Source organism: Microcoleus sp. CZ3-B2, from assembly GCF_036705055.1.
GTDB lineage: Bacteria > Cyanobacteriota > Cyanobacteriia > Cyanobacteriales > Microcoleaceae > Microcoleus.
The window spans coordinates 1-24401 of the sequence record NZ_JAUBTN010000053.1 but is presented as its reverse complement, the minus strand read 5'-3'; the positions used below and the strand labels follow the sequence as shown (position 1 = coordinate 24401).

General features: G+C 44.3%; 26 protein-coding genes and 1 riboswitch. Of the genes, 14 read left to right on the top strand and 12 right to left on the bottom strand.

What is annotated here, in order from left to right:
• Nucleotides 1–32: 32 nt before the first annotated feature.
• From QUA97_RS20930 to recQ, 3 genes are all read right to left on the bottom strand, one after another.
• A complete protein-coding gene (locus QUA97_RS20930) occupies nucleotides 33–272 on the bottom strand; it encodes a DUF2283 domain-containing protein (RefSeq protein WP_194063716.1) in 240 nt (79 codons plus the stop codon).
• The gene (locus tag QUA97_RS20925; RefSeq protein WP_194063715.1) at nucleotides 257–586 is read right to left on the bottom strand and encodes a hypothetical protein; all 330 of its coding nucleotides are present in this window, start codon (nucleotides 584–586) and stop codon (nucleotides 257–259) included. Before QUA97_RS20925 ends, QUA97_RS20930 begins: the two co-directional genes overlap by 16 nt.
• A 571-nt stretch (nucleotides 587–1157) precedes the next feature.
• The gene (gene recQ / locus QUA97_RS20920; RefSeq protein WP_333195805.1) at nucleotides 1158–3353 is read right to left on the bottom strand and encodes a DNA helicase RecQ; all 2196 of its coding nucleotides are present in this window, start codon (nucleotides 3351–3353) and stop codon (nucleotides 1158–1160) included.
• Nucleotides 3354–3450: 97 nt separating this feature from the next.
• Between recQ and QUA97_RS20915 the strand changes: the two genes are divergently transcribed.
• Nucleotides 3451–3735 (top strand): DUF427 domain-containing protein, encoded by a 285-nt coding sequence (locus tag QUA97_RS20915; RefSeq protein WP_194012269.1) that lies wholly within the window; start codon nucleotides 3451–3453, stop codon nucleotides 3733–3735.
• A gap of 252 nt (nucleotides 3736–3987) precedes the next feature.
• Here the strand turns inward: QUA97_RS20915 and QUA97_RS20910 are convergent, their stop codons facing one another.
• Nucleotides 3988–4653 (bottom strand): L-threonylcarbamoyladenylate synthase, encoded by a 666-nt coding sequence (locus tag QUA97_RS20910; RefSeq protein WP_333195803.1) that lies wholly within the window; start codon nucleotides 4651–4653, stop codon nucleotides 3988–3990.
• Between the two features lie 75 nt (nucleotides 4654–4728).
• Between QUA97_RS20910 and larC the strand changes: the two genes are divergently transcribed.
• Entirely contained in the window at nucleotides 4729–6144 is a 1416-nt protein-coding gene (larC, locus tag QUA97_RS20905; protein WP_194067463.1) for a nickel pincer cofactor biosynthesis protein LarC, read from the top strand.
• Between the two features lie 203 nt (nucleotides 6145–6347).
• Here the strand turns inward: larC and QUA97_RS20900 are convergent, their stop codons facing one another.
• Complete coding sequence (locus tag QUA97_RS20900; RefSeq protein ID WP_194067462.1) at nucleotides 6348–7658, bottom strand: NB-ARC domain-containing protein; 1311 nt, start codon at nucleotides 7656–7658, stop codon at nucleotides 6348–6350.
• A gap of 737 nt (nucleotides 7659–8395) precedes the next feature.
• Here QUA97_RS20900 and QUA97_RS20895 point away from each other — a divergent pair.
• The 7 genes from QUA97_RS20895 (at nucleotide 8396) to QUA97_RS20865 (ending at nucleotide 12099) form a co-directional block, all read left to right on the top strand.
• A complete protein-coding gene (locus tag QUA97_RS20895) occupies nucleotides 8396–9226 on the top strand; it encodes a peptidoglycan recognition protein family protein (RefSeq protein WP_194067461.1) in 831 nt (276 codons plus the stop codon).
• Nucleotides 9227–9289: 63 nt separating this feature from the next.
• On the top strand, nucleotides 9290–10135 hold the full coding sequence (locus tag QUA97_RS20890; protein ID WP_194067460.1) for a transglycosylase SLT domain-containing protein: 846 nt from the start codon (nucleotides 9290–9292) through the stop codon (nucleotides 10133–10135).
• A 35-nt stretch (nucleotides 10136–10170) separates the two neighbouring features.
• Nucleotides 10171–10422, top strand: a complete 252-nt coding sequence (locus QUA97_RS20885; RefSeq protein ID WP_194067459.1) for a peptidoglycan-binding domain-containing protein — start codon at nucleotides 10171–10173, stop codon at nucleotides 10420–10422.
• A 42-nt stretch (nucleotides 10423–10464) separates the two neighbouring features.
• Complete coding sequence (locus QUA97_RS20880) at nucleotides 10465–11085, top strand: M15 family metallopeptidase (RefSeq protein ID WP_194067458.1); 621 nt, start codon at nucleotides 10465–10467, stop codon at nucleotides 11083–11085.
• Nucleotides 11086–11327: 242 nt separating this feature from the next.
• Complete coding sequence (locus tag QUA97_RS20875) at nucleotides 11328–11486, top strand: hypothetical protein (RefSeq protein ID WP_194067457.1); 159 nt, start codon at nucleotides 11328–11330, stop codon at nucleotides 11484–11486.
• Between the two features lie 108 nt (nucleotides 11487–11594).
• Nucleotides 11595–11870, top strand: coding sequence for a BrnT family toxin (locus QUA97_RS20870; protein ID WP_194067456.1), 276 nt, complete (start codon nucleotides 11595–11597; stop codon nucleotides 11868–11870).
• Nucleotides 11854–12099: a hypothetical protein gene (locus QUA97_RS20865; protein ID WP_194067455.1), complete on the top strand. Its 246-nt coding sequence runs from the start codon at nucleotides 11854–11856 to the stop codon at nucleotides 12097–12099. The genes QUA97_RS20870 and QUA97_RS20865 overlap by 17 nt, the downstream gene beginning before the upstream one ends.
• Nucleotides 12100–12158: 59 nt before the next feature.
• Here the strand turns inward: QUA97_RS20865 and QUA97_RS20860 are convergent, their stop codons facing one another.
• From QUA97_RS20860 to QUA97_RS20850, 3 genes are all read right to left on the bottom strand, one after another.
• A complete protein-coding gene (locus QUA97_RS20860) occupies nucleotides 12159–13016 on the bottom strand; it encodes an energy-coupling factor ABC transporter ATP-binding protein (RefSeq protein ID WP_333195798.1) in 858 nt (285 codons plus the stop codon).
• A gap of 418 nt (nucleotides 13017–13434) precedes the next feature.
• On the bottom strand, nucleotides 13435–14295 hold the full coding sequence (locus tag QUA97_RS20855; RefSeq protein ID WP_333195796.1) for a class I SAM-dependent methyltransferase: 861 nt from the start codon (nucleotides 14293–14295) through the stop codon (nucleotides 13435–13437).
• Between the two features lie 192 nt (nucleotides 14296–14487).
• Nucleotides 14488–14625: a hypothetical protein gene (locus QUA97_RS20850; RefSeq protein WP_333195794.1), complete on the bottom strand. Its 138-nt coding sequence runs from the start codon at nucleotides 14623–14625 to the stop codon at nucleotides 14488–14490.
• A gap of 91 nt (nucleotides 14626–14716) precedes the next feature.
• Here QUA97_RS20850 and QUA97_RS20845 point away from each other — a divergent pair, with 91 nt between their 5' ends.
• The 3 genes from QUA97_RS20845 to QUA97_RS20835 all read left to right on the top strand — a co-directional run bounded on the left by QUA97_RS20845 (nucleotide 14717) and on the right by QUA97_RS20835 (nucleotide 17740).
• A complete protein-coding gene (locus QUA97_RS20845) occupies nucleotides 14717–15805 on the top strand; it encodes a metal ABC transporter substrate-binding protein (RefSeq protein ID WP_333195792.1) in 1089 nt (362 codons plus the stop codon).
• 189 nt (nucleotides 15806–15994) lie between these two features.
• Nucleotides 15995–16750 (top strand): metal ABC transporter ATP-binding protein, encoded by a 756-nt coding sequence (locus QUA97_RS20840; protein WP_333195790.1) that lies wholly within the window; start codon nucleotides 15995–15997, stop codon nucleotides 16748–16750.
• 135 nt (nucleotides 16751–16885) lie between these two features.
• Nucleotides 16886–17740, top strand: a complete 855-nt coding sequence (locus QUA97_RS20835) for a metal ABC transporter permease (RefSeq protein WP_333195788.1) — start codon at nucleotides 16886–16888, stop codon at nucleotides 17738–17740.
• A gap of 419 nt (nucleotides 17741–18159) precedes the next feature.
• Here the strand turns inward: QUA97_RS20835 and QUA97_RS20830 are convergent, their stop codons facing one another.
• The 4 genes from QUA97_RS20830 to QUA97_RS20815 form a co-directional block, all read right to left on the bottom strand.
• Nucleotides 18160–19236 carry a DUF2207 domain-containing protein gene (locus QUA97_RS20830; RefSeq protein WP_333195786.1) on the bottom strand — a complete coding sequence of 359 codons (1077 nt, stop codon included), beginning with the start codon at nucleotides 19234–19236 and terminating at the stop codon, nucleotides 18160–18162.
• A 190-nt stretch (nucleotides 19237–19426) separates the two neighbouring features.
• On the bottom strand, nucleotides 19427–20227 hold the full coding sequence (gene cbiQ, locus QUA97_RS20825; protein WP_194070793.1) for a cobalt ECF transporter T component CbiQ: 801 nt from the start codon (nucleotides 20225–20227) through the stop codon (nucleotides 19427–19429).
• On the bottom strand, nucleotides 20224–20556 hold the full coding sequence (locus tag QUA97_RS20820; protein ID WP_333195784.1) for an energy-coupling factor ABC transporter substrate-binding protein: 333 nt from the start codon (nucleotides 20554–20556) through the stop codon (nucleotides 20224–20226). Before QUA97_RS20820 ends, cbiQ begins: the two co-directional genes overlap by 4 nt.
• A gap of 3 nt (nucleotides 20557–20559) precedes the next feature.
• The gene (locus QUA97_RS20815; RefSeq protein WP_194070795.1) at nucleotides 20560–21279 is read right to left on the bottom strand and encodes an energy-coupling factor ABC transporter permease; all 720 of its coding nucleotides are present in this window, start codon (nucleotides 21277–21279) and stop codon (nucleotides 20560–20562) included.
• A 61-nt stretch (nucleotides 21280–21340) separates the two neighbouring features.
• Nucleotides 21341–21487: riboswitch (cobalamin riboswitch) on the bottom strand.
• Nucleotides 21488–21780: 293 nt separating this feature from the next.
• On the opposite strand from QUA97_RS20815, the gene QUA97_RS20810 reads away from it, so the two are divergent.
• Both QUA97_RS20810 and QUA97_RS20805 read left to right on the top strand, forming a co-directional pair.
• Nucleotides 21781–22500 carry a Uma2 family endonuclease gene (locus QUA97_RS20810; RefSeq protein WP_194070791.1) on the top strand — a complete coding sequence of 240 codons (720 nt, stop codon included), beginning with the start codon at nucleotides 21781–21783 and terminating at the stop codon, nucleotides 22498–22500.
• Nucleotides 22501–22751: 251 nt separating this feature from the next.
• Entirely contained in the window at nucleotides 22752–24326 is a 1575-nt protein-coding gene (locus QUA97_RS20805; RefSeq protein ID WP_228050336.1) for an FAD-dependent oxidoreductase, read from the top strand.
• Nucleotides 24327–24401: the final 75 nt, after the last annotated feature.

Sequence of the window (24401 nt, the reverse complement as noted above, 5' to 3'; positions counted from 1 at the left end):
CAGTGCAGAATAATTACGTAACGCAGTCTTTTTTAAGTCTGATAACTCAAGTGTAAATCACCGACAATTGGTAATTCAAATACATTATTTTCTCGCAACCGCTTTGAGAAAAACATAACTTCCAGATTTTCAATTTCCTCCGTGTCAGGATTGAGACGAGCTACAATTCCATAGTCTAGTTCTTGCGATTCTTGCTCTGCATAAGGTGAACATTTATTGACGTACAAAATATCCCCAATAGCATCGTATTTAAAAGTTAATTTTTCTGCCATATTATCTCTCCTTGGGTAACATTTTTTGTTAAGTAAGCTGTCACGATCCAATAGCGCTGTGTGGGATCTGTATCATTCACAACAGCTACTACAACATACCTACCCTTGCGACCCTTACCAGACTGCTGTGAAAATAGAAGAGTATTGCCGAAACGTAAATCACATCGAACCTCATCTGGATCAGCTAGAGTTTTAGCAATTCTTTCCTGATAAGATTGTAGCAAATCGGGATGTGTCTCGACAATATGTAGTTCTCGCTCTTCAGTGAGTTCAACCTCACTATCGAGATATGGACAGAAAAATTGTGTTGTCACATTCCTCCATTCTTGTCAGTCCTAGTTACCTAACTTTTAGATTACCATAATTACCTGATAAGTTTAGCGATCGCCCTTACATCCCAAATTGTCAAAAAGCGCGACCTCTGGGAACCGTATCATTCAAACCAACTCCGACACTCTGCGCCGCCCTTCCACGGCTTCATAATCATCCTCTAAAAGCCAATACTGTGCCTCATCATAACCCTTACTAGAAAACACAACTTTATAACCCTCAGCCGGATTTTAGATCCGACAATTCCCCTCAGCGTCACTTTTTGTTTCAAACTTCCCTTGCCATTTGTACTCCACATCCTCATCAATTGTCGAAAATGTAATATCCCGCCCTCAGCCATTTAACAAAACACCATTCGCTATTTTTGTCAACCTCAAAATTCCCTTAAACACTTCAATTTTGCCAACACCAGACACCCCAACCAGTAAGGCAAAATCAGAAAAATAGATTAGTTCAAAAAGCCACTCTCATAAAATATAAAAAAATCTACTTTATTGATGCTCATTTCCCCCTCCAATCCATTAATTGTCAGCGTCCATCAGCCAACATCTGCGGTTAAAAACTAACATAATTTTGCCGCCACCAAGCCCGCACAAACTTAATCTCCTCAAACGTATAACATTCTTGTAAAAAATCATAAATCGCTCTCAACCGTTCATCTCCAATAACTTCAATAGCGTGTATAATAGCCTGCTGGCGTTCCGATTCCACCAACAAATTTATATCAACTTCCCGGCCCGTATCCATCAATTCTACCAAATGTCCCGCAATAGTATTCTGGCTCATCCCCCGCATTTCGGCGATAACTTCTACAGTCACACCTTGCTTGTGCAATTCCCAGGTTTGCATCTGCGAATAAGACGGAACATTAGCAAGATTGGGAGGATTAACCACATCAGAAGGTGCAGCACCTGTGGACAATCCTTGTTCTTTGCAAAAAGTGTGAATTGCCTCTAAAAAAACCTTGCCGTACTTATTTCGTTTATTGCTACCAACGCCGTAAACATCCTCAAATTCGGTGAGATTTTGCGGGCGTTTTTCTGCCATGTCTCGCAAGCTTCTATCGGCAAAAACTACGTAAGGTGGCACAAATTGTTCGTCGGCAATTTGTTTTCGCAGCGTGCGAAGTATGGCAAATAAACCTTCGACTTCTACAGCCAAAGACCGCACTCTTCCCTGTACTTCTCGCTGTGCTTCTATGGCAATTTCAACGGTGCGCTGGCGTTTCATGATTTCCCAACTTTTTTCGTTGAGTTTTAAGATGGGAAAACCGTCGGTTTTTTCGTCTAATAAACCTTGATTGATCAGCGAACGGCTCAATCTTTTCCAATCCTCTGCACTTCTGTCTTTGCCAATGCCGTAAGTAGAAAGTTGCTGGTGCTGGTATTGCAATATTTTTTGATTTTTTGAGCCGCGCAGTACGTCGATAATATGATTCATGCCGAATTTCTCTTGGCATCTCGCGATGCAGGAAAGAAATTTCATTGCTTCTATTGTCCAATCTTCAACTGGTTTTTTGTTGCAACAGTTGTCGCAATTGCCACAATTGCCGGGAAATGAATCGCCAAAATAATTTAATTGGACTGTGCGGCGGCACTCGCTGGATTCTGCATAGTTAATTACTCGCCGTAACTGTTGGCGGGCTATTCTTTGTTCTTGTTCGTCTGGTTTTTGCTCGATGATGTATTCGATGGTTTTGACATCGCCGAATCCAAAAAATAAGGTGCAATGGGATGGTTCGTTGTCTCGCCCTGCGCGGCCTGATTCTTGATAGTATCCTTCGAGATTTTTGGGTAAGTCGTGGTGAATTACAAATCGCACGTCGGGTTTGTTGATTCCCATACCGAAGGCGACTGTTGCTACCATTACTTGTACGTCGTCGCGAATGAAGCGGGTTTGGTTGGTTGTGCGATCGCTATCGCTCATGCCGGCGTGATAGGGTAAAGCTTGGATGCCGCTTTGTTGCAATTTGTAGGCAACTTCGTCAACTTTTTTGCGGCTGAGACAGTAGATGATTCCTGAACCGCCTTTTTTTTGGATGATTTGCAAAACTTGGGCAAAACTGTGTTTGGTTTTGGGGCGAACTTCGTAGTATAAATTGGGGCGGTTGAAGCTGGCGACGTGGATGTAGGGATTTCGCAGATTTAGCTGCTGGATGATGTCTTCACGGACGCGCTCGGTGGCGGTGGCGGTGAGTCCCATAATGGGGATGTTTGGGTAGCGATCGCGCACTCGCTGCATTTGCCTGTATTCTGGTCGAAAGTCGTGTCCCCATTCTGAAACGCAGTGGGCTTCGTCGATCGCAAATGCCGAAATTCCTAACTTTTCTGCTACTATATCCAAAAACGGCAAAAATCTTTCACCCAACAATCTTTCGGGCGCAACGTACAGCAATTTAATTTTACCTTCGAGAATTGCTGTTTGGCGCGATCGGGTTTCCATCGCGCTCAAAGTGCTGTTAAGAAAAGTCGCCCCAATGCCATTATCCTGCAAAGCTTCCACCTGGTCTTGCATCAGAGCAATCAGCGGCGAAACAACCACAGTCAGTCCCGGTTTCAACAAAGCCGGTAATTGAAAACACAAAGACTTGCCACCGCCAGTCGGCATGACAATCATCATATCGCGTTTTTGTAAAGCAGCTTCGACAATTTCCCGCTGCCCGGTGCGGAAAGAGTCATAGCCAAAAAAATGTTTGAGGGATTGTTCGAGGGATGAGGGCGCGAGAGATGTTGGCGGATTCGACCCTGACATTTGTAGTAATTGGTTGTTGACTTCTACCCTATTCTAGGTCTTTTGAGCACAAATACAGTTACAATATTTGAGAATCTAAATTTAACCAGAGAAACCGATGCCGAAAGCAATTTGGAATGGTGCCGTTTTGGCAGAAAGCGATAAGTGCGAAGTTGTAGACAACAACTATTATTTCCCGGCGGATGCAATCAACCGCGAGTATTTCAAGGATAGCAGCACTCACACTACTTGCGGTTGGAAAGGTGTTGCTAGTTACTACAGTGTGGAAGTCGGCGGGGAAGTGAATAAGGATGCTGCTTGGTACTATCCTACTCCAAAAGATGCTGCTAAAAATATTGCCGGATATGTTGCTTTTTGGAAAGGAGTTAAGGTTGAGGCTTGATATCAATTCCGGTTGAATTAAGAAATAATTGTTGACTGTTGACTGTTGACTGTTGACTGTTTAAATATTTGGACATTTGGACAAAATCAATGCAATCAGAAATAACAGTTGGCTGTTGACTGTTTGGACATTTGAATATTTGAATATTTGAACAATACCGATGCAATCGGAAACGATATCACACGAGTGGATGAGTTAAAAATTTGGGGCGGGTTTTGTGCGACTTTTGCACTTAAGCCGCCCCCTCAAATTTTAATCTTTTACCCAAGCAGCGGCTGCTTCCCATCCCAAGCCGCGACGAACAACAGTTGGTTCGGTTGCTGTTAAATCGAGAATAGTAGAAATTTGATAACCGGGATCGGAATCATCATCGACAATGATATCTACTAACTTTAAAAAACAATCAAAAAGTTCAGCTTTGCCAAAGCTTTCTTCTTTTATAGACGGCGCTGGTGCTGCACCTTCTTCATCAGTGGTAATGTGAGCGGAGGTGGAAATAATTGGATTTCCCAAGGCTTCCACAAGTGTAAAACAAAGCGGGTGGTCGGGAACGCGAATACCTGTGGTTTTGCGTTTTGGACTCATTACCAATTTGGGCACTAACTTGGTAGCTGGTAGCACAAATGTGTAGGGGCCGGGGATTAACCGCTTGATAATTCGATATGCTTCATCGGTGACACTCGCATACTCGGTGATATTTGACAGTGAGGAACACAGGAACGTTAAAGGCTTATCGTTGGATAGTTGCTTGATCCGCCTGACTCGTTCTACGGCTGATTTAGAGTTGAGATCGCAGCCGATCGCGTAAACTGTATCTGTGGGATAAAGCATCACTGCTCCATCTTTAAGAGCTTTTGCAATCTTTTCGATCCTGTCTTTTTGGGGTGCAACTGGATGCAGTCCGTAAATAATTGCCATGTTAAGATTTTGTAGGCTAAGTGGGCGATCGACAAATGTGCTAAAACAATCAATGTTGAAAATTAATTGCTAATAATGAATAAAATAGCTTATTTTGACTGTCCCACCGGCATTGCTGGCGATATGTGTATCGGAGCCCTACTCCACGCGGGCGTTCCCTTAGACTACCTAATCGAAAAACTCAACTTACTCGGCATTTCGACTGAGTACCAATTGCGGGCCCAATTAGTCCACCGGAATACTCAACAAGCAACTAAATTTTATGTCGATATAGCTGCCGATTTGCCCTTAAAATCAAACAATCCGGCTGCTGACTCCGCCCTCGATCCCTCGGAAACTGAATCCCCAACTTTCGACAACCGCCACCACCACCATCACGGGGAAGAACATTCTCACAGTCACGGCGAAGCAGATGCCGAAATTAGCCACAGTCATCACCGCCATTTGCCAGAAATTGAGCAAATCATCGTCTCTGCAAAATTGCCTCCGCGCGTGGAAGCTTGGAGTTTGGCCGTATTTGGCAAATTGGCAGATGCAGAGGCTGCAGTACATGGTATACCCCCAAGCGAGGTTCACTTTCACGAGGTGGGGGCTACGGATGCAATTATTGATATTGTCGGTACTTGTTTGGGTTTGGATTGGTTGGATATTGACGAGTTTTACTTTTCGCCGATGCCGACTGGTGGGGGTACGGTGAAGGCCGCCCACGGTAGGTTAGCTGTGCCCACGCCTGCGGTGATGCGGTTGTGGGAAACGCACCGAGTGCCGGTTTATAGCAACGGGATCGATCGCGAATTGTGCACTCCTACGGGAACTGCGATCGCCTGTACTTTCGCTGCTGCTTTTGGCCCGCCGCCGCCGATGCAGCTTCAGGCGATCGGATTGGGTGCGGGTTCTCGCAATCTGGCAATTCCTAATATTTTGCGCCTCTGGATTGGGAAGAAGGAAGAGGGGGAGAGGGGGAGAGGGGGAGAGTGGGAGAGTGGGAGAAAGACGGCTACTAATTCCCAATTCCCCATTCCCGATTCCCAATTACCGATTACCAATTCCATAGAAACTATTGCGGTATTGGAAACGCAAATTGATGATTTGAGTCCGCAGGCGATCGGCTATGTTTTTGATGCTTTATTTGCGGCCGGAGCTCTGGATGTTTTTACTGCACCAGTTGTGATGAAAAAGTCGCGGCTGGGGGTTTTGTTAACTGCAATTTGTCATCCCGAATTTCAGGATGCTTGCGAAGCTGTGATGTTTCGGGAGACTACTACTCTGGGAATTAGAATCTCGACTCAACAAAGAACGATTTTGGATCGAGAAATCCAGACAGTTACAACAGAATACGGTGAAGTCAAGATCAAAGTTGCGAAGTCTGGAGAAACGATTGTTAACGTGCAGCCGGAATACGAAGATTGTGCGGAAATTGCGCGAGTGAAAAATATTAGTTGGCGGGAAGTTCACCGCTTGGCGCTGCAAAGTTGGTACGATCGCACTTAATCAGTTCGCGATCGCAATCCGACCAAGAAACCGGGTTTTTATACCGAATCTGCGGGCCAAAACGCAGTATTTTCGTAAAGTTACAGCAGATTCTATGTTTATGAAGTACACCCGCCTATCGTTCGATTCCCGTAGGGACACGGCATTGCCGTGTCCCTACACTCCATAAACCTGGAATATGCTGTAAGTTTGTTTGCGATCGTTTATTGCTCAGCAGTTTGGAGCAAGCATTCTCTGACATACTCGACGATCGCCGGTTGTAGCATTAAACTTGTTGATGCGGTATCATTGAGCGATCGCCGATCTTCGATGAGCGATCGTTCAGCTAGCGCCTCCAATGCTTCCATCAGGTGCCTTCCCGAAACTTTGGGCAAAATTTCCGTTTTTAACTTTGCAGGGGTCGCTCCTTCTTGATTAATGGCGATCCAGTACATAATTTTTTGTTGCAGGGGAGACAAGCGATCGAACTGGCGATCGAGCAAATCCCACAAATCGCTAAAAACAGTATTTCCTTGCACTAAAAATGCGTGAATATCACCGCCAAAAAGTGTTTTAATAGTTGTTGCAGCAAGTTTGAGGGCGAGGGGATTGCCGCCAAAGTAGTTGACAATATCTTGACACTGCAATAGCGTTGCCTTTAATCCTTTAGCCGCGAGGATTTGCTGGCATACTGGCGGTGAAACTCCGAAGAGTTTGAGCGATCGCACGGGTAAATTTTCGCCCGATCGCACAGCAAACCCGCCCGGTTGTTCTCTTCCGGTTAAAATCAGACAACTTCGGTGGGGTTCGTCAGCAATGCGCGCCAACAACTGTCGGTAATCTTCATAGCCTTGTTGATATTGTCCGCTGCGATTTCCACCTTGCAAAATCGACTCCAAATTGTCGAAAATTAACAAACAGCGTTTTTGCCGCAACTGTTCCATGAGAGCATCAATAGAGTGATTGTTTGTGTGTTCTGAATTAGTTAAAATCGGCAAAATATTGCTGAGGATAACATCTAAGGTTGGTGCTTGCTGCAAACTCCGCCAAATCGCGAATTCAAACTGAGATTGAATTTGCTGAGCGAGTTTTACAGACAGAGAAGTTTTGCCGATACCGCCAAGTCCAAAAATACCGATCAGACGAGTAGAATTGCCGCTAATCCAAGTTTCTAATGTTTCGAGTTCCTGTTGCCGATTGTAAAATTCGGAAACATCGATCGCTTCTCCCCAGTCTTGGATGCAGTTATCTGATGCGCGGCCATGCTGGTAGCGGCGCAAGACTGCTTGCAGATTTTGCTTTGAGACTTTTTCGCCGATGATTTGAGAGAGATTTCGCCACAAATGCGAACCGACGTGTTTGATATAATCGTGTTCGTAATAAAGTAAGCGATGGGCTAAGCGATCGGCTATTTCTTGATAAGAATGTCCTTCCCAAGTTCCCAGAAAGACGCAGGATTGAAAGTCAGTGAGTTTTTGCTGGTTGTTCGCGTGTAACAGATGGTCGATTAGGGCGATCGCTTCTTCTGCTGTCATAGTTGTTATTTTGATTGATTAATTCAGTAGATTTACCGATTATTCTGAGTGGGGGTTGCTTTTCAGGATAGAAAACAAATTTACTTAATTAACCGCAACGTAGTCCCTTTTATATTCGGCGGTTGAAACCAGGTTTACACAAACAAAGTCCGCCAATGCGGACTAAGAAGTAAGAGGGATATTTAAGCCGGATTTGGGAGGAGGTTAATTCCACAATCTCAAATCTAAAATCGATTATCGATCGAGGAATTTACGTAAGTTTACAAAACCATGTCACTTTTTCTCACCGGCAGGGCGATCGGGGGGGTTTATTCTTTGAGTTAAGGCAGATCAGAAGGTGTTCCGGCTATTCAAAACTGATGATTTCAGCCGTACAAAAGCTTGTCACTTTTTCTCACCGGCAGGGCGATCGGGGTAGTTTATTCTTTAAGTTACGTCAGAGAACAAGTTGTTAAGACTGTTCAATAAACCGCTGGTGTGCGGAATAAACCGACTAGGAAGAGTCTTTTACTGCATCTGCGACGCAATTATAAGTTAGACCGCTTGAGCATCTGTTTGGGCGTAACTTGTGACCCATAGTTCTGAAATCATGATTAACTTAGATTGAAATCGGTTACTCAAGCTCTAATTTATAAGAAAGCATACTTTCTTTACCTTCAAACATCTTTATGAGTTGAGAGTAGGGCTGATTTTAAACATCAACTGTTCGACCTGCTATAAGTTCACAGGAGTTTATTATGTCTGTAAGAATTACTGAGTTTCCCCCAAAAGCCAACACATCCGAACCCTTTGTTTTAAAGGGAACTACTACTAACGTAGACGACGGAGATGAGTTGTTAATCTTAGTTGATGACAAATTTGAAGTGGCACGTCCTCGCGTCCAAGGAGGTAAATGGGAAATTACCTTGATTTTTAATCAAACAGGCGATCGCAAGATTGAGGTCATTGCGTCGGATCAGGATCGCGCAGAAATTACGCTTCGTCTGGAAAGCGGCGAGATAAAAATCATTTCTCGAAGGGTTTGGGGAGCAAAACCACCGAACAATTCCTTAGCTGATCTTCCTAGTCCGAAACGTATCACCATACATCATACTGTCTTTCCAACTTTGTTTGTTACAGCGAGTCAAGCCACTGAAGAACAAAGAATGAGAGATATTCAAGCATCAGAAATGAAGTCTCCCCAAAACTTTAGTGACATTGGCTATCATTATGTGATCATGCCTAGTGGTCGTATCTATGAAGGCCGTCCCAACAGCAAAAAAGGTGCACATGATGTATTTAATGATGGTTTTGGAATTGCAATGGAAGGGTCTTTCCATCTGTCGGGAAGCAATATCACAGATGAGCAATTTGACTCTACCGTTGCATTGTGTACCCAGCTATGTAAAAAAATTGGGATTACTGATCCAACGACTTTAGTCTCTACACCAATTGATAAGGATAGAGAACCTTCCCCTAAGAGTCTTCCCCGTATTATTGGACACCGCGATCGAGTCGATACAATTTGTCCAGGCATGGGAGAAGCTCGGCTAAAAGACCTTCGACAAGCCGTTAAAGCACGGCTGTAAGGCTATGTAAAATAAATGCTTCTAGTGAATATGAATCAGTAGTCTCAAAATTGAGGAAAATGTATGTCAATACGAATTGAAGGAATCGGTGATGGGCTAAGTGAAGAACAAAGAAATGCGCTTGCAATCATGACTAACTTGCCTATAGAACGCTTTAGCAAGCTCAAGAAAGACTTTTTGAAAATTAGTGGCTCCTCAGACTTGCTTGATGCAGATACACTCTTCAAATTTCTTGACCTTGCTGAAAAAAAGCGACTGGATCTATCTAATGAAGGTGTAATCCGCTTTAAGGACATTCATCTACCAGGGGGTAATCACGGTAGTTTAAGAGGTGTGATTGGCAAGGAAACTGCAAATGTCTACTATGACGTACTTACGATGCCTGATGGACTTGTTTTCACAACATCTTATGCCAAAGGTGAAATTATCTCTCAACTTGATGAGATTAGAAGCCGTGGTTATGAAACCTTAATCATGGAAGCGGCTGAAGACTTTGACATTCAACCTTCGGTAATTGGCGGTGTGGGATCGCGTGAATCCCTTTGGGGGATAATTCTTAGCCCACCAGGAGCAGCAGGTACAGGGGATGCTGGGCATGGTCGTGGGCTGATGCAAATTGATGATGGTGCTCATGATTTCGCTAGAACTGGTAACTGGAAAGACCCGAGAGCCAATATTCGTTATGGTTGCGATCTTCTCGCTGATAATAGGGCTGTTCAAAAACGTGAAGGGTTGACTGGAAGGCAGCTACTGAAGGCAACTCTCGCCAGCTATAATGCCGGACTTGGAGCCGTTTTACGTGCTCTCGATCGAGGAATTGATGTTGATTCGGTCACGGCAGGAGGTGATTACGGTAAAGACGTATTAGATCGAGCAGGTTGGTTTCAGAAGTTTGCCGGGTGGAATTAATACTGTATAGGTATATCAAATTGAGGAACAAAACCATGTCAAATTCAATGAATGAATTGATGCCTAACTTATACGTAGGCTGTACGGGTACAGATGTAGAAAAGCTACAACAGAAGTTACAAGAACTTGACTTTTATAGTGGACAAATTGATGGTCTTTTTGGTCAAGAAGTCGAACAAGCAGTGATCGATTTTGAAGACAGTCAGGGATTTGCACCTGATGGTGTAGCAGGTGTTTTCGTCTTAGAATCTTTGGGCTTGCTAAAGATTGAACGAGATCCTGAGTAAGTTCTAAAAAACCAAAATCATTATTTTTTGTGAGTAAATATCATGGTATTGTTCAAAGAAATTAATCTTCGTCTTTGTCCCTCTACCCCAATCATTAAGGGTCTCAATGATCAGATTCTGGCGGAGTTCGATGTAGTTGCTCCCGGTAAACTCATAAGAATTGACGATCTCAATGTGTCTCTCAGTAGGGCGGCGGCGGCAGTTCCTTTTGTAGGGGGACCTACCGCTAAAGCAAAATTGAAAGCAGCGATCGATAAGCGCGGCATAACACTTAGCATTAATTCTGGGTATCGAACTTTTGCCCAACAGTTCCTACTGTTCCGCCTGAAGCATCTCGGTGGGTGCAATCCTAATCCTGTTGCTCGACCCGGAACCAGCAACCATGAAAGTGGCCTAGCGTTAGACATAAATGAACCCTTGACTTGGAAACCTTTCCTCGAAGATCAAGGATGGAGACATTTTGGACCTGTCGATCCTCCTCATTATGATTTTGTTGCGGGAGGGACCGATCTTCGCAGTTTAGGAATTAAAGCCTTCCAAAGCCTCTGGAATAAGCATAATCCGGGAGATCCACTTGATGTTGATGGTTCGCTAGGTACGGATTGGGAAAATTCTAAAACTATTAAGCGATTAATGAAATCGCCTATAGATGGCTTTTCTTAGCTAGCTCTGGCAACAGTGGTCGCCATTGCTATTGGGGGCATTCCCGAATACAAATCGTCCTAATCTATTGTTCGATTCCTAAGAATGCGCCGTGTTTATGAGTTCTTGCAGCATTAGTCATCGCGGCCTAACAATGCCCATGCACACCGACCGCCGAGAAGTTAGTGGTAAGCCAAACTGCTAGTTATTAGAGTAGCGATCGCACCTCGTCACTTCTTCATCTCCTCACCAAATAACAGGAAATGAAGGTTGCAAGTGCGATCGCTCTTTCCCCTAGCTCAACAATTTACCAATTTACAAACCTTTACAAAAGCCTGTCACTTTTTCTCACCGGCAGGGCGATCGGGATTTTGTTATTCTTTGAGTTTTGGAAGACGCAGTTAATCGCCTTTCGGGCATAGTGCGCTCTCCCCGTTTGGTCAGTAAGGCTGAAGCATGGCGTAGTTTATGCAGTCGGACGACACATATGCTGGTATAATCTGAAAAAGCAGACGTTGTAAATTGAACCCATGTTGTTTGATTGGGACGAGGAAAAAGCCAGAAGCAACCTTGCCAAGCATAGTGTTTCTTTCGATGAAGCCACTTCTGTGTTTGACGATCCGTTATTTTTAACCTTTGGTGATCCAGAACACTCCTTTCAAGAGCAACGTTTCATTATCATGGGAGAATCAGCCAAAGGACGATTGTTAGTTGTCGCTTACACTGACCGTGCAGGCATCACGCGCCTAATCAGCGCTCGTCCCGTTACCCGCAAAGAACGTAAAGCTTATGAGTCAGACCTCTGAAATGGATGATGATTTGCGCCCCGAATATGACTTTACTCAACTCTCTGTTGTAGCCCGCGGTCAAGGACGCAAACAATCCACCCTAACAGTCCAACTAGATCCTGATGTTGCAACAATTTTTCCAGATTCTGGCGCAGTTAATGAAGGGTTGCGCCTATTGATGCGACTGATTCAACATTCCCCCTCCCAGCCAATTGTACAGTCTGTAACGTCATCAAAAGGGGCATAAGATCAATTCCGGTATGCACGGGATGATCAGTCCATACTGATGACACAACTGCTTAATTTTTAAAGCCGTCGCCGCGTGTCTAAAATTTGTTGTTGCAATTCCTCGAAAGCGGGGATTTGTGAGCTACTATCTTTCTCAAATATCGCCCTTATTTGCTCCATCAGCTCGATCGCCAGTGGTACGCCAAGCTGCAACTGTTCCAAGACATCCCGCTGAGCAAAAACAGTTTCCGGTGTTCCTTCTAGAATCAATTTTCCGCGATCCATCACAAACACCCAATCAGCCCAGCGGTAGATGAAATCGAGGTCGTGACTTGCTAAAAGGATAGTGGTTCCGGCTGCGTGAATTTGTTGGAGTAAACCGACCAGTTGTCGCGTGTGACGCGGATCGAGATAGGCCGTAGGTTCATCTAGCAGCAGCAGTTTGGGCTTGAGAACCATGATATCGGCGATGGAAACGCGCTTTTTTTGTCCTAAGCTGAGGTTGTGAATTGGTTCGCGGGCGAGTTCGTTTAGATCGAATTGGTCGATCGCCTCTTGCACCATTCTCGCAATATCCGGTTCTGCCAAACCCAAATTGTACAACCCGTAGGAGATATCTTCTTCTACCGTAGAAGCTACTAATTGGTGTTCGGGATTTTGAAACACGAGTCCGATTTGTTGGCGCAGTTGCGTGAGAGATTTGCGATCGTAGCGAAAGGGTTCACCTTCCCAGCGAATGATTCCCTGTTGCGGTTGGTACAAACCATTTGCTAACAAGAAAAAGGTGGTTTTGCCGCAGCCATTTTGACCGATCAGCCCGCAGCGCTTCCCGGCGGGGACTTTGAGGCTTAAGTCCTGAATTGCTACTCGCGAACCGCAGGGATAGGAGTAGAAAGTGCGATCGAATTCGAGAATTGGGAGTGAGAAATTAGTCATTTGTTATTTGTTATTTGTTAGTTGTTATTTGTTATTTGTTATTTGTTATTTGTTATTTGTTAGTTGTTAGTTGTTAGTTGTTAGTTGTTATTTGTTATCTGTTATTTGTTATCTTTTATTATAGCAATCCTCAGATTATTGGTATAATTTATTGTAGGGAGAATGCCCCGCTCGGTTTCCCCCATCCAGGGTAGGCATTCTTGGCACTATCTACAAATTTTGTGAATCATTTAGGATTGCTATAGTCATCAGTCATTTTAGCCTGAGCGAAGTCGAAGGCCAGTCATCAGTCATTAGTTATTGGTTGCTGCTAACAACTAACAACTAACAACTAACAACTAACAACTAACAACTAACAACTGTCAACTGTCAACTATCAACTAACAACTAACAACTAACAACTAACAACTGTCAACTGTCAACTATCAACTGTCAACTTCCAAAGTTGAATTTCATAACAAAGATGCTCTTCAAAAAGTTTACTCGCCTCCAAGCCTTCAACCACCAATTTCTTAAACCAGCGGCGAAATATCCAGCGCAGGAATTTGTGGATGGGCGGAACCGCAATCGAAATCAAATCCGCAACATAGATCATTGTGTTGAGTCCGTACCTGCGAAAACTATCGACATACAAATCAATAGTCGGTAAAATATGAGTCGAAATATCCTCAGTTTTTACTAACGTGAACCCAGCTTGCAACAAAGCAGCATTAAGTTCTTTGACAACATGACAATTAGAAAACATTCCTTCTGTATAATTAGGATTAGAGCGCATCATATCCGCCAGCAGCAGATAGCCTCCAGGATTGAGTACAGCCGCCGCACCTTTGGCTATATCGACAGCAGACATATATTGGCTGCTTTCGCTTAAGAGAACCAAATCGTAGGAATGGGTGGCTTGAAAATCTTCAAATTTAGTGAGGTGAAAAACTGCCCGATCGCCTGTACACTTAAGAAAGCGCTGTTGTTGGAACGGATCTGGTGCTAGCCCTTCCACTGCAAAAGCGCGATCGAGCAAATAAGCCGCATTTCCGCCAATCCCGCACCCAACATCCAACACAGTCTTAATTTCTTTAGGAATAAAATCCAAAAGTTTATCTGTGTAAGCTTGCTGAGCAAAACGCAGCCGCCCGATAGTGAGATCCTCAGCCGGCACAGGTAGAGATTTCCAATAACCGTAATGAAGATACGGCGAATCCGTCAACCCCAAATAGTAATTCAGCGCCGCATTTTGGTAGCGAGTCACTTTAGAAATAGAGATTGATTTTTGCTTCGACATTGAGAAAGTTAGATTAATTTAAGGATTTCCGGGAGGGTTAAAATTCTTCCCAGCCCTTGCATACCTGTTCATAACACTGAACTGCCAAAAAAGCAAACTTTTGCAACAAATTGACATCAAAATCTCAAAAATCCATCAGCGTTCATCTGTGTTTATCTGCTGATATCTGCGGTCAAAAAAATCTCAATCTAACTAGCCTACGATCGTCCCATTACACTCGGCCGACAGCGCCGGATTTTCACCCAACTTTCCCCCAAACGTTCGATCGCCCTTCGCCATCACAGCCGCTCTATCTGGCGAGATAATAGCACTATTAGAGCTCTTTGACACAAGACTGATGCTGCACGGGCCCGCATTCATTCATTTTTCATAATCCTTTCATTATTTGTGATTTTGTGGTAAAGTCAAAAATGAAACAATTATGAAAAATAGCGGCGGGCGATCGTACCGTCTGTGGCAAACTTCAGCGAATTTCACTTGGCATTTTGAAGATATGCGGAAAAGCCGTCAAATTACCCTAAATTTCCCTCTCCCCCTCCCAGAATCTCCCCCTAGGAAAAAACATCATCTCCTAGGATTCGGGCTGTTGCTGGCAGTTTGTCTCAGCGGGTGCAACACTCAGACGACCCAGCCTCAAACCAACCAAAATCCAGCTTCAGACCCAACCGCCACCGATTTGACCCGAAAAGACAAAAAAGTCATTCTCACTACCTTCACAGTGCTGGCAGACATGGCTCAGAACGTCGCCGGTGACAAGGCAACTGTTGAATCTATTACCAAGCCAGGGGCAGAAATTCACGGCTACGAAGTCACCCCCAGTGACTTAACACGAGGGCAAAAAGCCGATGTGATTTTAGACAATGGCTTGAGTTTAGAACGCTGGGCAACTCGATTTTATAACAGTTTTCCCAAGGTTCCTCACATTACTTTGAGCGAGGGAGTCCAACCAGTTAATATTTCAGAAGATTCCTATCAAGGTAAACCAAATCCCCATGCTTGGATGTCACCCAAAAATGCTTTGATTTATGTTGATAATATTCGTAAGGCTTTAGGAAGTATCGATCCTGCTAATGCTGCAACCTATGACGCAAATGCGGCAAAATACAGTGAACAAATTCGGGCGATCGACGAAAAACTCAAACAAGCGATTTCTGCCATTCCCCCGGACAAACGCTACATAGTAAGTTGTGAAGGCGCTTTTTCTTACATTGCTAACGATTACGGTTTGAAAGAAGTTTATATTTGGCCTGTCAACGCCGAACAGCAATCCACACCGAAACAAGTCGAACGGGTGATTAATACAGTCAAAGCAAATCAAATACCTGCTGTATTCTGTGAGAGTACCGTCAGCAATGAAGGACAGCTTCAGGTAGCCAAGGAAACAGGCGCAAAATTTGCTGGCGTGTTTTATGTCGATTCTCTCTCTCCAGCGGATGGCCCAGCATCAACCTATCTTAAGTTACTTGAATACAATGTCAATACTTTGATAAAAGGGTTACAGGGAAATTAAGGAAGAAGTCATTAGTCATTAGTCATTAGTCATTAGTCATTAGTTATTAATGCTGTCCCCCCGAGCTTTCCGTCCAACGTCATCAGTCCGATGGAAGAAGGAAGACGGAAGAATTCTCATACAGCAAGCTTTTTAGCCATCTGTATCTTACGTTTAATCAAGTAAAGTTACTTAAGGAAAATAAAAAAGATGAATGAAATCGGCATCAATCTTGAGAATGTGACAGTTGCCTATCACGGCAAAGTCGCCTTGCACAGCGCCTCGCTGCAACTCAAAGCGGGGACGATTTGCGGTTTGGTTGGGATGAATGGCGCGGGAAAATCGACGATGTTCAAGGCGATTATGGGGTTTGTGAAGCCAAATACCGGACGCATTTTAATTAATGGGTTGCCGATTCGTCAAGTGCAAAAACGCAATTTGGTTGCCTATGTGCCTCAGTCGGAAGAGGTAGATTGGAATTTTCCGGTGAATGTTCGCGATGTGGTGATGATGGGGCGCTATGGGTACATGAATCTGTTGCGGATTCCTGGATCGATGGACAAACAAGTGGTGCGAGAAAGCTTGGAAAGGGTGGAAATGTGGCCGATGCGCGATCGGCAAATCGGAGAGTTATCCGGCGGACAAAAGAAACGCACCTTTTTTGCGCGGGCTCTGGCGCAACAGGCAACGGTTTTGCTACTGGATGAACCCTTTGCCGGAGTCGATATCAAAACTGAGAAAATGATGATTGATTTGTTGATGGAACTGCGTCAAACAGGACATACAATTCTCGTTTCTACCCATGATTTAGGGTCTATTACTACCTTTTGCGACCAAGTAGTGTTAATTAATCGCAGCATTCTCGCCTATGGCAATACCTCTGATGTGTTTACAGAGGAAAATCTTTCGCTAACTTTTGGCGGTTCCGTTGGCGATTTTTCGTCTGCCAAAAGTCGGTCAACCTGAGATATTGCAGCAATGTCAACAAAGGATTTTTTGGTGGGTTTGCAGGTTTAATGCCCGATCGCGAACCCGCCCCTATAGGATTATTGATTGTGGTGTCCGATCTCAGTTAACTCAAGTCGATTTGGAGAAAAAATAATGGATTTAATTCAGTGGTTTGCCGCGCCGTTGCAGCATGAGTTTATGCTAAAAGCAATTTTAATCAGTGCTTTGGTCGGGCTTGTTTGTTCGGCGCTTTCGTGCTACATGACTTTAAAAGGATGGGCATTGATGGGTGACGCGGTTTCCCATGCGGTGATGCCGGGGGTGGTGATTGCTTATGTGCTGAATATTCCTTTGGCGGTGGGGGCGTTTGTGTTTGGTGTGGGATCCGTAATTGCGATCGGCTTTATCAAAGCGAAAACTCGCATCAAAGAAGATACGGTAATCGGTTTAGTGTTTACTGGATTTTTTGCCCTTGGTTTGGTGTTAGTTTCTAAAGTCAGAAGTTCGATCGACTTGACGCATATCTTATTTGGTAATGTCTTAGGAATTTCCGATTCGGATATTGTTCAAACTGTAATTATTAGTGTCATCAGCTTAGTGATGCTGGCAGTTTTACGCAAAGATTTAATTTTGTTTTGTTTTGATTCGACTCACGCGCGATCGATCGGTTTAAATATCACGTTTCTCTATTACGTGCTGCTATCTTTGCTATCGCTCACCGCAGTTGCAGGATTGCAAACAGTCGGGATTATTTTAGTAGTGGCAATGTTGGTTACTCCGGGAGCCACCGCCTATTTATTGAGCGATAATTTTGACCATATGATGCTAATTGCGATGGCGAGTGGGGTATTTTCTAGCGTCATGGGAACTTATATCAGCTATCACATAGATGGGGCGACGGGCGGATGTATTGTTGTTTTACAAACGCTGCTGTTTGTGTTGGCGATGATTTTTGCTCCGAAACACGGTTTGTTAGTCAGGGCGAGGAATTCACGGGCGATAGATTAATAAGAGTGGGCGGTTAAAACCGCTCTTAGACAAGCCTAATCCGTCTAGGTATTTAAGCCGGATTAGGTATAACATCAAAGTGAATATCTTCATACAAATTTGCTAGCAAAACTTCCACAAAAATAGAAGTTAAGAAAACTCGATCGCCCAGCTATACGCATTCCCAGGCAGAGCCTGGTAACGATAAATTGAGTTTATAAAGGTCCTATTGGGAATAGGATATGGTAGGGAGTGCGATCGGTTTATCTCAAAACAAAGCAAATTCGGATATGGCAATGCCGTTTCCCTACCCTAAAATAATCATGAGCAGTCCATAAAAATAGTCAGAAACCGGGTTTTTTGCGACAATACTTCGCTACAGTCAACAGATTCAGTAAAAACCCGGTTTCTTTGGTTGTAATGCGTAAGTTCCGTTGATATTAACCGCCACCGCCACCGCCACCGCCACCGCCACCGCCACCACCGCCACCGCCACCACCGCCACCACCGCCACCACCGCCACCGCCGCCACTACTCGGATCTACGTAAGTCGTCACAACTATTTTTTCATGGTGATAACCGCAATTTTCACAGTGACGGATAACTTTATCCTTCCCTTTATTCCTTGGGGTAGCTGTAGAGATTACTTGTCTATTAGTGTCTAGCGTGAATTTTTTACATCTAAAACAGAATGTTATAAAATAGACGTAAATCATTACTAAAATTAAGTAAAGCACACCTATCCATATCGGCGATGTCATCATTGCTATGAATAAGAAAATCATTAGAAAGAAGTCTACGAAAGGGTTTCCTCCTCCCGAAGAAGATTGAGATTGGTTGCCAGTTTGTTGCCAACCAGGTTGAGGTATATTCAAAACCGCCTGCGGAAATGCAATCTGCACTTCTAATTCTTGTTCCGGTGGAATAGCCTGACTTGCCATGAACTCAAAAGTTTTAGGATCTACTTGACGGGGAACCGCTGCTGCACCGAAATTCGTAAACGAGAGAACTTTCCCTGACAAAGCATCTGGTAAATTTACCGTAACTTTTCCAGTATTAATCGGTGCTTTGCGACCTGCTGCAATAGCTTTCCAATAAACTAGAGTATTCTCACCATCTAACTGCAATCCACCTACTACACGATATTTGATGACAAAAGTATGTGATTCTGGCGCTTTTAATTCATGTTGCCAACGAATCCAAAGTTGATTATTTTCTGTTCCAGTGCTACTAGGAATTATGCGATTATTTTCGGCAACTGTCACATCTTTAATTGCATCGACTTTATCTAAAGGAATATAACGATATCGTTCATTGTTGTAGGCTGCTGTGAATACATATTTTTGCGTTTCAGTAACTAACATATCTCCGTTTGTCTGAACGTCGATCGCAACATTGATGTTATCCCAGTAAAACGGTAGCTGTTGGGCTGTTGTATGAGTGACTGTGACTAACAGTAGGGTTAATGATGCTAGTAATGAAAAAACTATTCTTTTGAGGATGCGTTTATTTATCATAGGATTTCCACAAGATAAGTGTTGAGTACAATTATTCAACAGGTTTCTTGGGGAGTCAATTCATAAAAATCATTAATTATGTTCATAAAAGTCATATCTTCAGTCGGGCAGGGAATTCATATCAATTCCGGTTGCACCGGAATAATATAGAGGAGACGGCAGTGCCGTGTCCTCATTTCCTAATTTCTTCTCAACTTTGAAATACTACACTTAACAAAGTTAAAACTGTACAGCCAAACACGGCTTCAAATGTATATCTGCGCGAGGGTTTGTAAGGGTAGGAGTTCCAAACGCGAAGTTCTCCGTTGAAGCCGCGCGAGGCTAAAGTCAGGGAAACTTGACGGTAGTTTTCTAAAGTTCGCAGCAGCAATTGCCCGATTAAAATGCCTAAGCTGTGCATTCCCCGCTTCCAAGTGCGGTAGCCACAGCGGGAGTTTTGGGCTGTCCAAAGTTCGTCGGCGATCGCCAATAAGCTAAAAATAAAGCGGTACATTAGTAATAGCAGTTCTGTGACCAATTCTGGACAGCGTAATTGTCTCAGAATCTGCAAAATTTCGGTAAATGGTACTGTCAACAGGATGAAGTACATACAGCTTGTGGATGCGAAGGCGCGGGCAAACAGCAAGCTCACTTGGTATATTCCAGTGCGGCTCGCATAGAGATAAAAAGTGCCGGTGCTAATTCCCCAACCTTGCCAAATATCCCACTGAATTTCCGGGATTCGATCGCCAGCAACGGCACCCATCGCCAAAGCAGGCAAACTCGTCAGCAAAAACACCAGCGGTACCGACAGCAACCGCAGATAGAGTTTCGCCGGAATTCCCGCATAAACCACGATCCAGATTGTCAACCAGAGGGCGATCGACAACTGCACCGCTACATGGGAAACTAGAGACAGGATTAAAAGGGCGATCGCAAATGATAGTTTGTGAGATGGCGGCAAACCGCGCAAGCTATTTGTATAAGCCAGACTATCAATCTGATGGTTCATTCCAAGGTTTTGCGATCGGAATTTTGCCGAGATTGCGATCGGCCTTTATATAACCCAATCACGTAGCCAATTACGCCAGCCCCCATCGCCGCTTGAGACGCAAACAGCAAACTTTCAATTTCGCCACTAGCAGGTTTAAAGAAGTGATTGAACCAAGGTTCATAGCCCGGTTGAATTTCCGTAATTGCCTTTTGGGCTTCCCCATCAGCCCCGCCGTATTCACCTCGAACAAATACTAGAGGAAGAACAGCAAGAGCAACCACAGCACCAACCAAAATCCAATTTTCTCGCGCAGTAGATTGGTGATTTCTTGTATTTTTCTGACTCATGACTTAGGACTCCTGTCTCAATAACTTCAAAGTTTCCAACTCCGGCTTCCCGTAGGAATGCAGCCAATTCCAAACCAATACAGTCAGCAATCCCTCACTAATAGCCAGAGGAACTTGAGTAATAGCAAAAATGCTAGCAAACTTGAGAAACGAAGCTACAAAACCACCGCTGGCTGCGGGAAAAGCCAATGCTAATTGAATCGAAGTCACCACATAAGTCAGCAAATCCGCCAAAGCCGCAGCACAAAAAATTGCCGCCCGCTGACTACCAGTTCGCAACAGCAAATGATAGACAAAATACGCAGCAAAAGGGCCAACAATTGCCATCGAAAACATATTGGCTCCCAGGGTTGTCAAGCCGCCGTGGGCCAACAAAACTGCTTGAAAAAGCAGCACTAAAGCGCCGAGTACAGCCATCACCGAAGGGCCGAATAAAATCGCCCCCAAACCAGTACCCGTCGGGTGAGAACAACTACCCGTTACCGAAGGAATTTTTAGAGCAGAAAGCACAAAAGTAAACGCACCCGCCAAAGCTAACAACAGTTTAAGTTCCGGGTGTTCTTTGGTAATGCGGGCGATCGATCGCAAACCAACTAGAAAAAAAGGTAACGCCACTATCCACCAAAACGCCGCCCATTGCACCGGCAAAAAACCTTCCGAAATGTGCATAGCTGCGGCGGGCGTTGCCGAACCGAGGACAATATAACAACTCAAGCCAGCCATCAATCCCAGGCTGACTAATTTCCGATTTCTGGCCTTCACGCTGAACCTCGCAGATGAGACTATGTAAACAAACACATCGGCGGGCATCCTGACTCAGAAAGCGACATGGCTTTCCTTACAGTTGCGGGACAGCGCCGGACTTACACCGAACTTTCCCCGTTTCCTCTAATGGCTGCTCCCCATTAGAACCGAATGATTAGCTTAGTATAGTCGATCGCGCAACTCTCAGCCGAATACTTTACCAAAATTATTTCATATTAACTAGCTTAGATTGTGTCCGACAGCTTCAAGTGTCATTGCAAAGAACGAAGCAATCGCCAAGACTTAGGATTGCTTCGTTCCTCGTAATGACAAACAATAAAACTGCCAGCGAACACAACTTAATCTATCTTCCTTCGCGTCCTTTGCGTCTTCGCGGTTCGTTAAAATCTTTACAAAATACAAAATTATAGCTAAACAACTAAACGCTATAATCTTAAGTAAGTTTTGAGGAAAGCCGCCATGTTAAATTACAATTTCCCGACGCACTGGCCCTCAGCCGACGAACTACCAGACTCAGATGAAACACCAGTGGATAACGAACTGCAAGAATTAATCCCAGGATTGCTAAAAGCAATATTGCTCATACTTTGGGCAGAACGCATGGACTGGTTTTTTGGTATAGATATGGGTCTTTACCATCACCCGGAAAAACCTCCGATTGTGCCAGATGCTTTCTTGAGTTTAGGGGTGCAACGGTTTTATGACGAAGAATTGCGTCCCAGTTACGCGGTGTGGGAGGAAAAAGTGATGCCAACTTTTGTCCTCGAAGTTGTTTCCCCAACTTATCGAAACGAATATACCGCCAAATTGGAAGAATATCAAAGTTTAGGCATACTTTACTATGTCATTTATTCTTCTCGCCGCCGCCGCAAACCCCGTTTAGAAGTGCATAAGTTAGTCAAGGGCAAGTATGAATTACAGCCGGGAAATATAGTTTGGATGCCAGAGATCGGTTTGGGAATTGGCTGTGAAAGGGGCAATTATTCTGGGGTGACAAGGGAGTGGTTGTATTGGTACGATGCTGATGGAAAACGTTATTTTACTCCAGAAGAACAGGTGAAAGAATCGGCGCAACGCGCACAACAGGAATCGCAGCGCGCACAACAGGAATCGCAGCGCGCCGATCGACTAGCTGAACGATTGCGAGAGTTGGGGATAGATCCTGATAATATAAGCTGATTGCAGTCAAGAGTGCGACACAGAGGTACTCTGCGGGCGCTCGCCCATCTGATTTTTCCACGCCCGATCCGATCGCCCTCAACCGATAATTTTCTCGAAAAACCCGGTTTCCGCGTCCGGGAATGTATGAATATTTATCAAAAAAATTAGGAAAGATGCGGACTTATTTGGAACAGACAGATAGTTTGATAGCAAACCTTGAAAAACAGCTCAAAACAATGAAAATCAGGAGAGGTTATTAAATAATGGTCATGGATCTGCGTTTTTACGATGTCATCGGCTTTGGGGATGAAGTTCCGGGAGTTCTAGCCGTTATCTCAGCAGCCCGAGAATACCGCCGCCGGACAAAGCGTTATCCGCGGGTTTTGCTGATGTCTAAAGCAAACTTGCAAGAAGGAATTGGCGGGCATTTAGTCAGAGGCGGCCTTGCTTATTTAGATAGATGTCAGCTAGCTCAAGAACTGCGACAATCTTTAAAGTTAGATACCTTTGGTTCACCGGCGACAATCTATCAAGAGTTTCTGCAAAAATCCGGTGTCAGTGCGATCGCGCTTGATCCCCGCAAAGCCAGCGCAGCACTGCAAGAAATGCTGTCACAAGCAGGCGTCGATCTCCTCAGCAAAGTAGAAATTCAATCAGTCAATAAACAACGCCAAAGAATTGCCAGCATAACCACATCTAAAGGCATAGTTTATGCAGGAAAGCAATTTATTGATGCCACTGTCAATGGCGAATTAGCTCAAGCTGCCGGCGCGAAAAAGCTAAAGGGATTTGAAACCTTTGGTCTGCCAAACTCCGAACTTCCAGTCACCCTCGTTTTTGAAACCCAAGGACTCAGTACAAGAAGACTCAAAGAACTCGATTACATTTATCTAAAACGCTTCACAAACCTCGCCGATTCTGAGAGTCAAAAATTTTTGCTGTACGCTGCAGGCAAGGATGTCAAACTAGCAGAAGAACTCCGACAGGAAATGCTCGACAGTAGAGGAAATCTCAAAACTCTGTGGGCGGGCAACGATTACATCGACGTGCGATCGCCCGCGCTGTCTGTAGCTTACCACTCCTTTAGAGGAACAAAGCTATCTTTTCCTGAAACCGGCGTAATTTTAGACGAGGGAAATATCGCAATACTTCCCAATAGCAGACTTTCGTGGAACGCGCTATTATTTGCAGTCACCAGCAGCGAAGCAGAAGCCTTAGCTAAAAGCGGTAGCAAACCGACGGCTAATATGCAAAAAGAGATGTTATTCGTAGCAACTTGGCTGAGGAGTTTGGGGGCTACTTCTGTTACTTCTGCCTCAGAACTGTATATCAGACACGCAGGCAATGTGACAGGAGTTGTAGAACCTTTAACGGGCGCACAAATGCTGTTAGGTGGCGTACCGGCTAATCAAGCACTGGCAACATTTAGCTATCATTTTGATGTACGCGGAGGCATCCCCGGTATGGGGGAAAAAGCCAACAGTTTAGGGTGGTTAAAAAGTCTGAGTTTTAAACAGCCTACCTTCAATATTGGCATCCGCCACGCATTAATGAAAAACATTCCTAACCTGGCAGTTGTCAGTCCGTGCTCTGGATTTGAAGGGTTTGCCTGTTCTGTCGGCAGAATTGTTGAATTCAACGCCGTAGTTGGTCAAGGTGTCGGTATCGCTGCCATTAATGCTATTCTAAATAACAAAAATCTAGCTGATATATCTAACGGAGAAGTGAGACAAGTTCTCGTTGAAACAGGTCAGTTACCTAAAATTTTTGGAGTTGCAAACAATGCTGATGGAACGCTATTAGCGCAATTCGAGACACTTGTCGGTGCGGATGCTATTGCTTAAGAAGTCATTAGTCATTAGTCATTAGTCATTAGTCATTAGTCATTAGTCATTAGTCATTAGTCATTAGTCATTAGT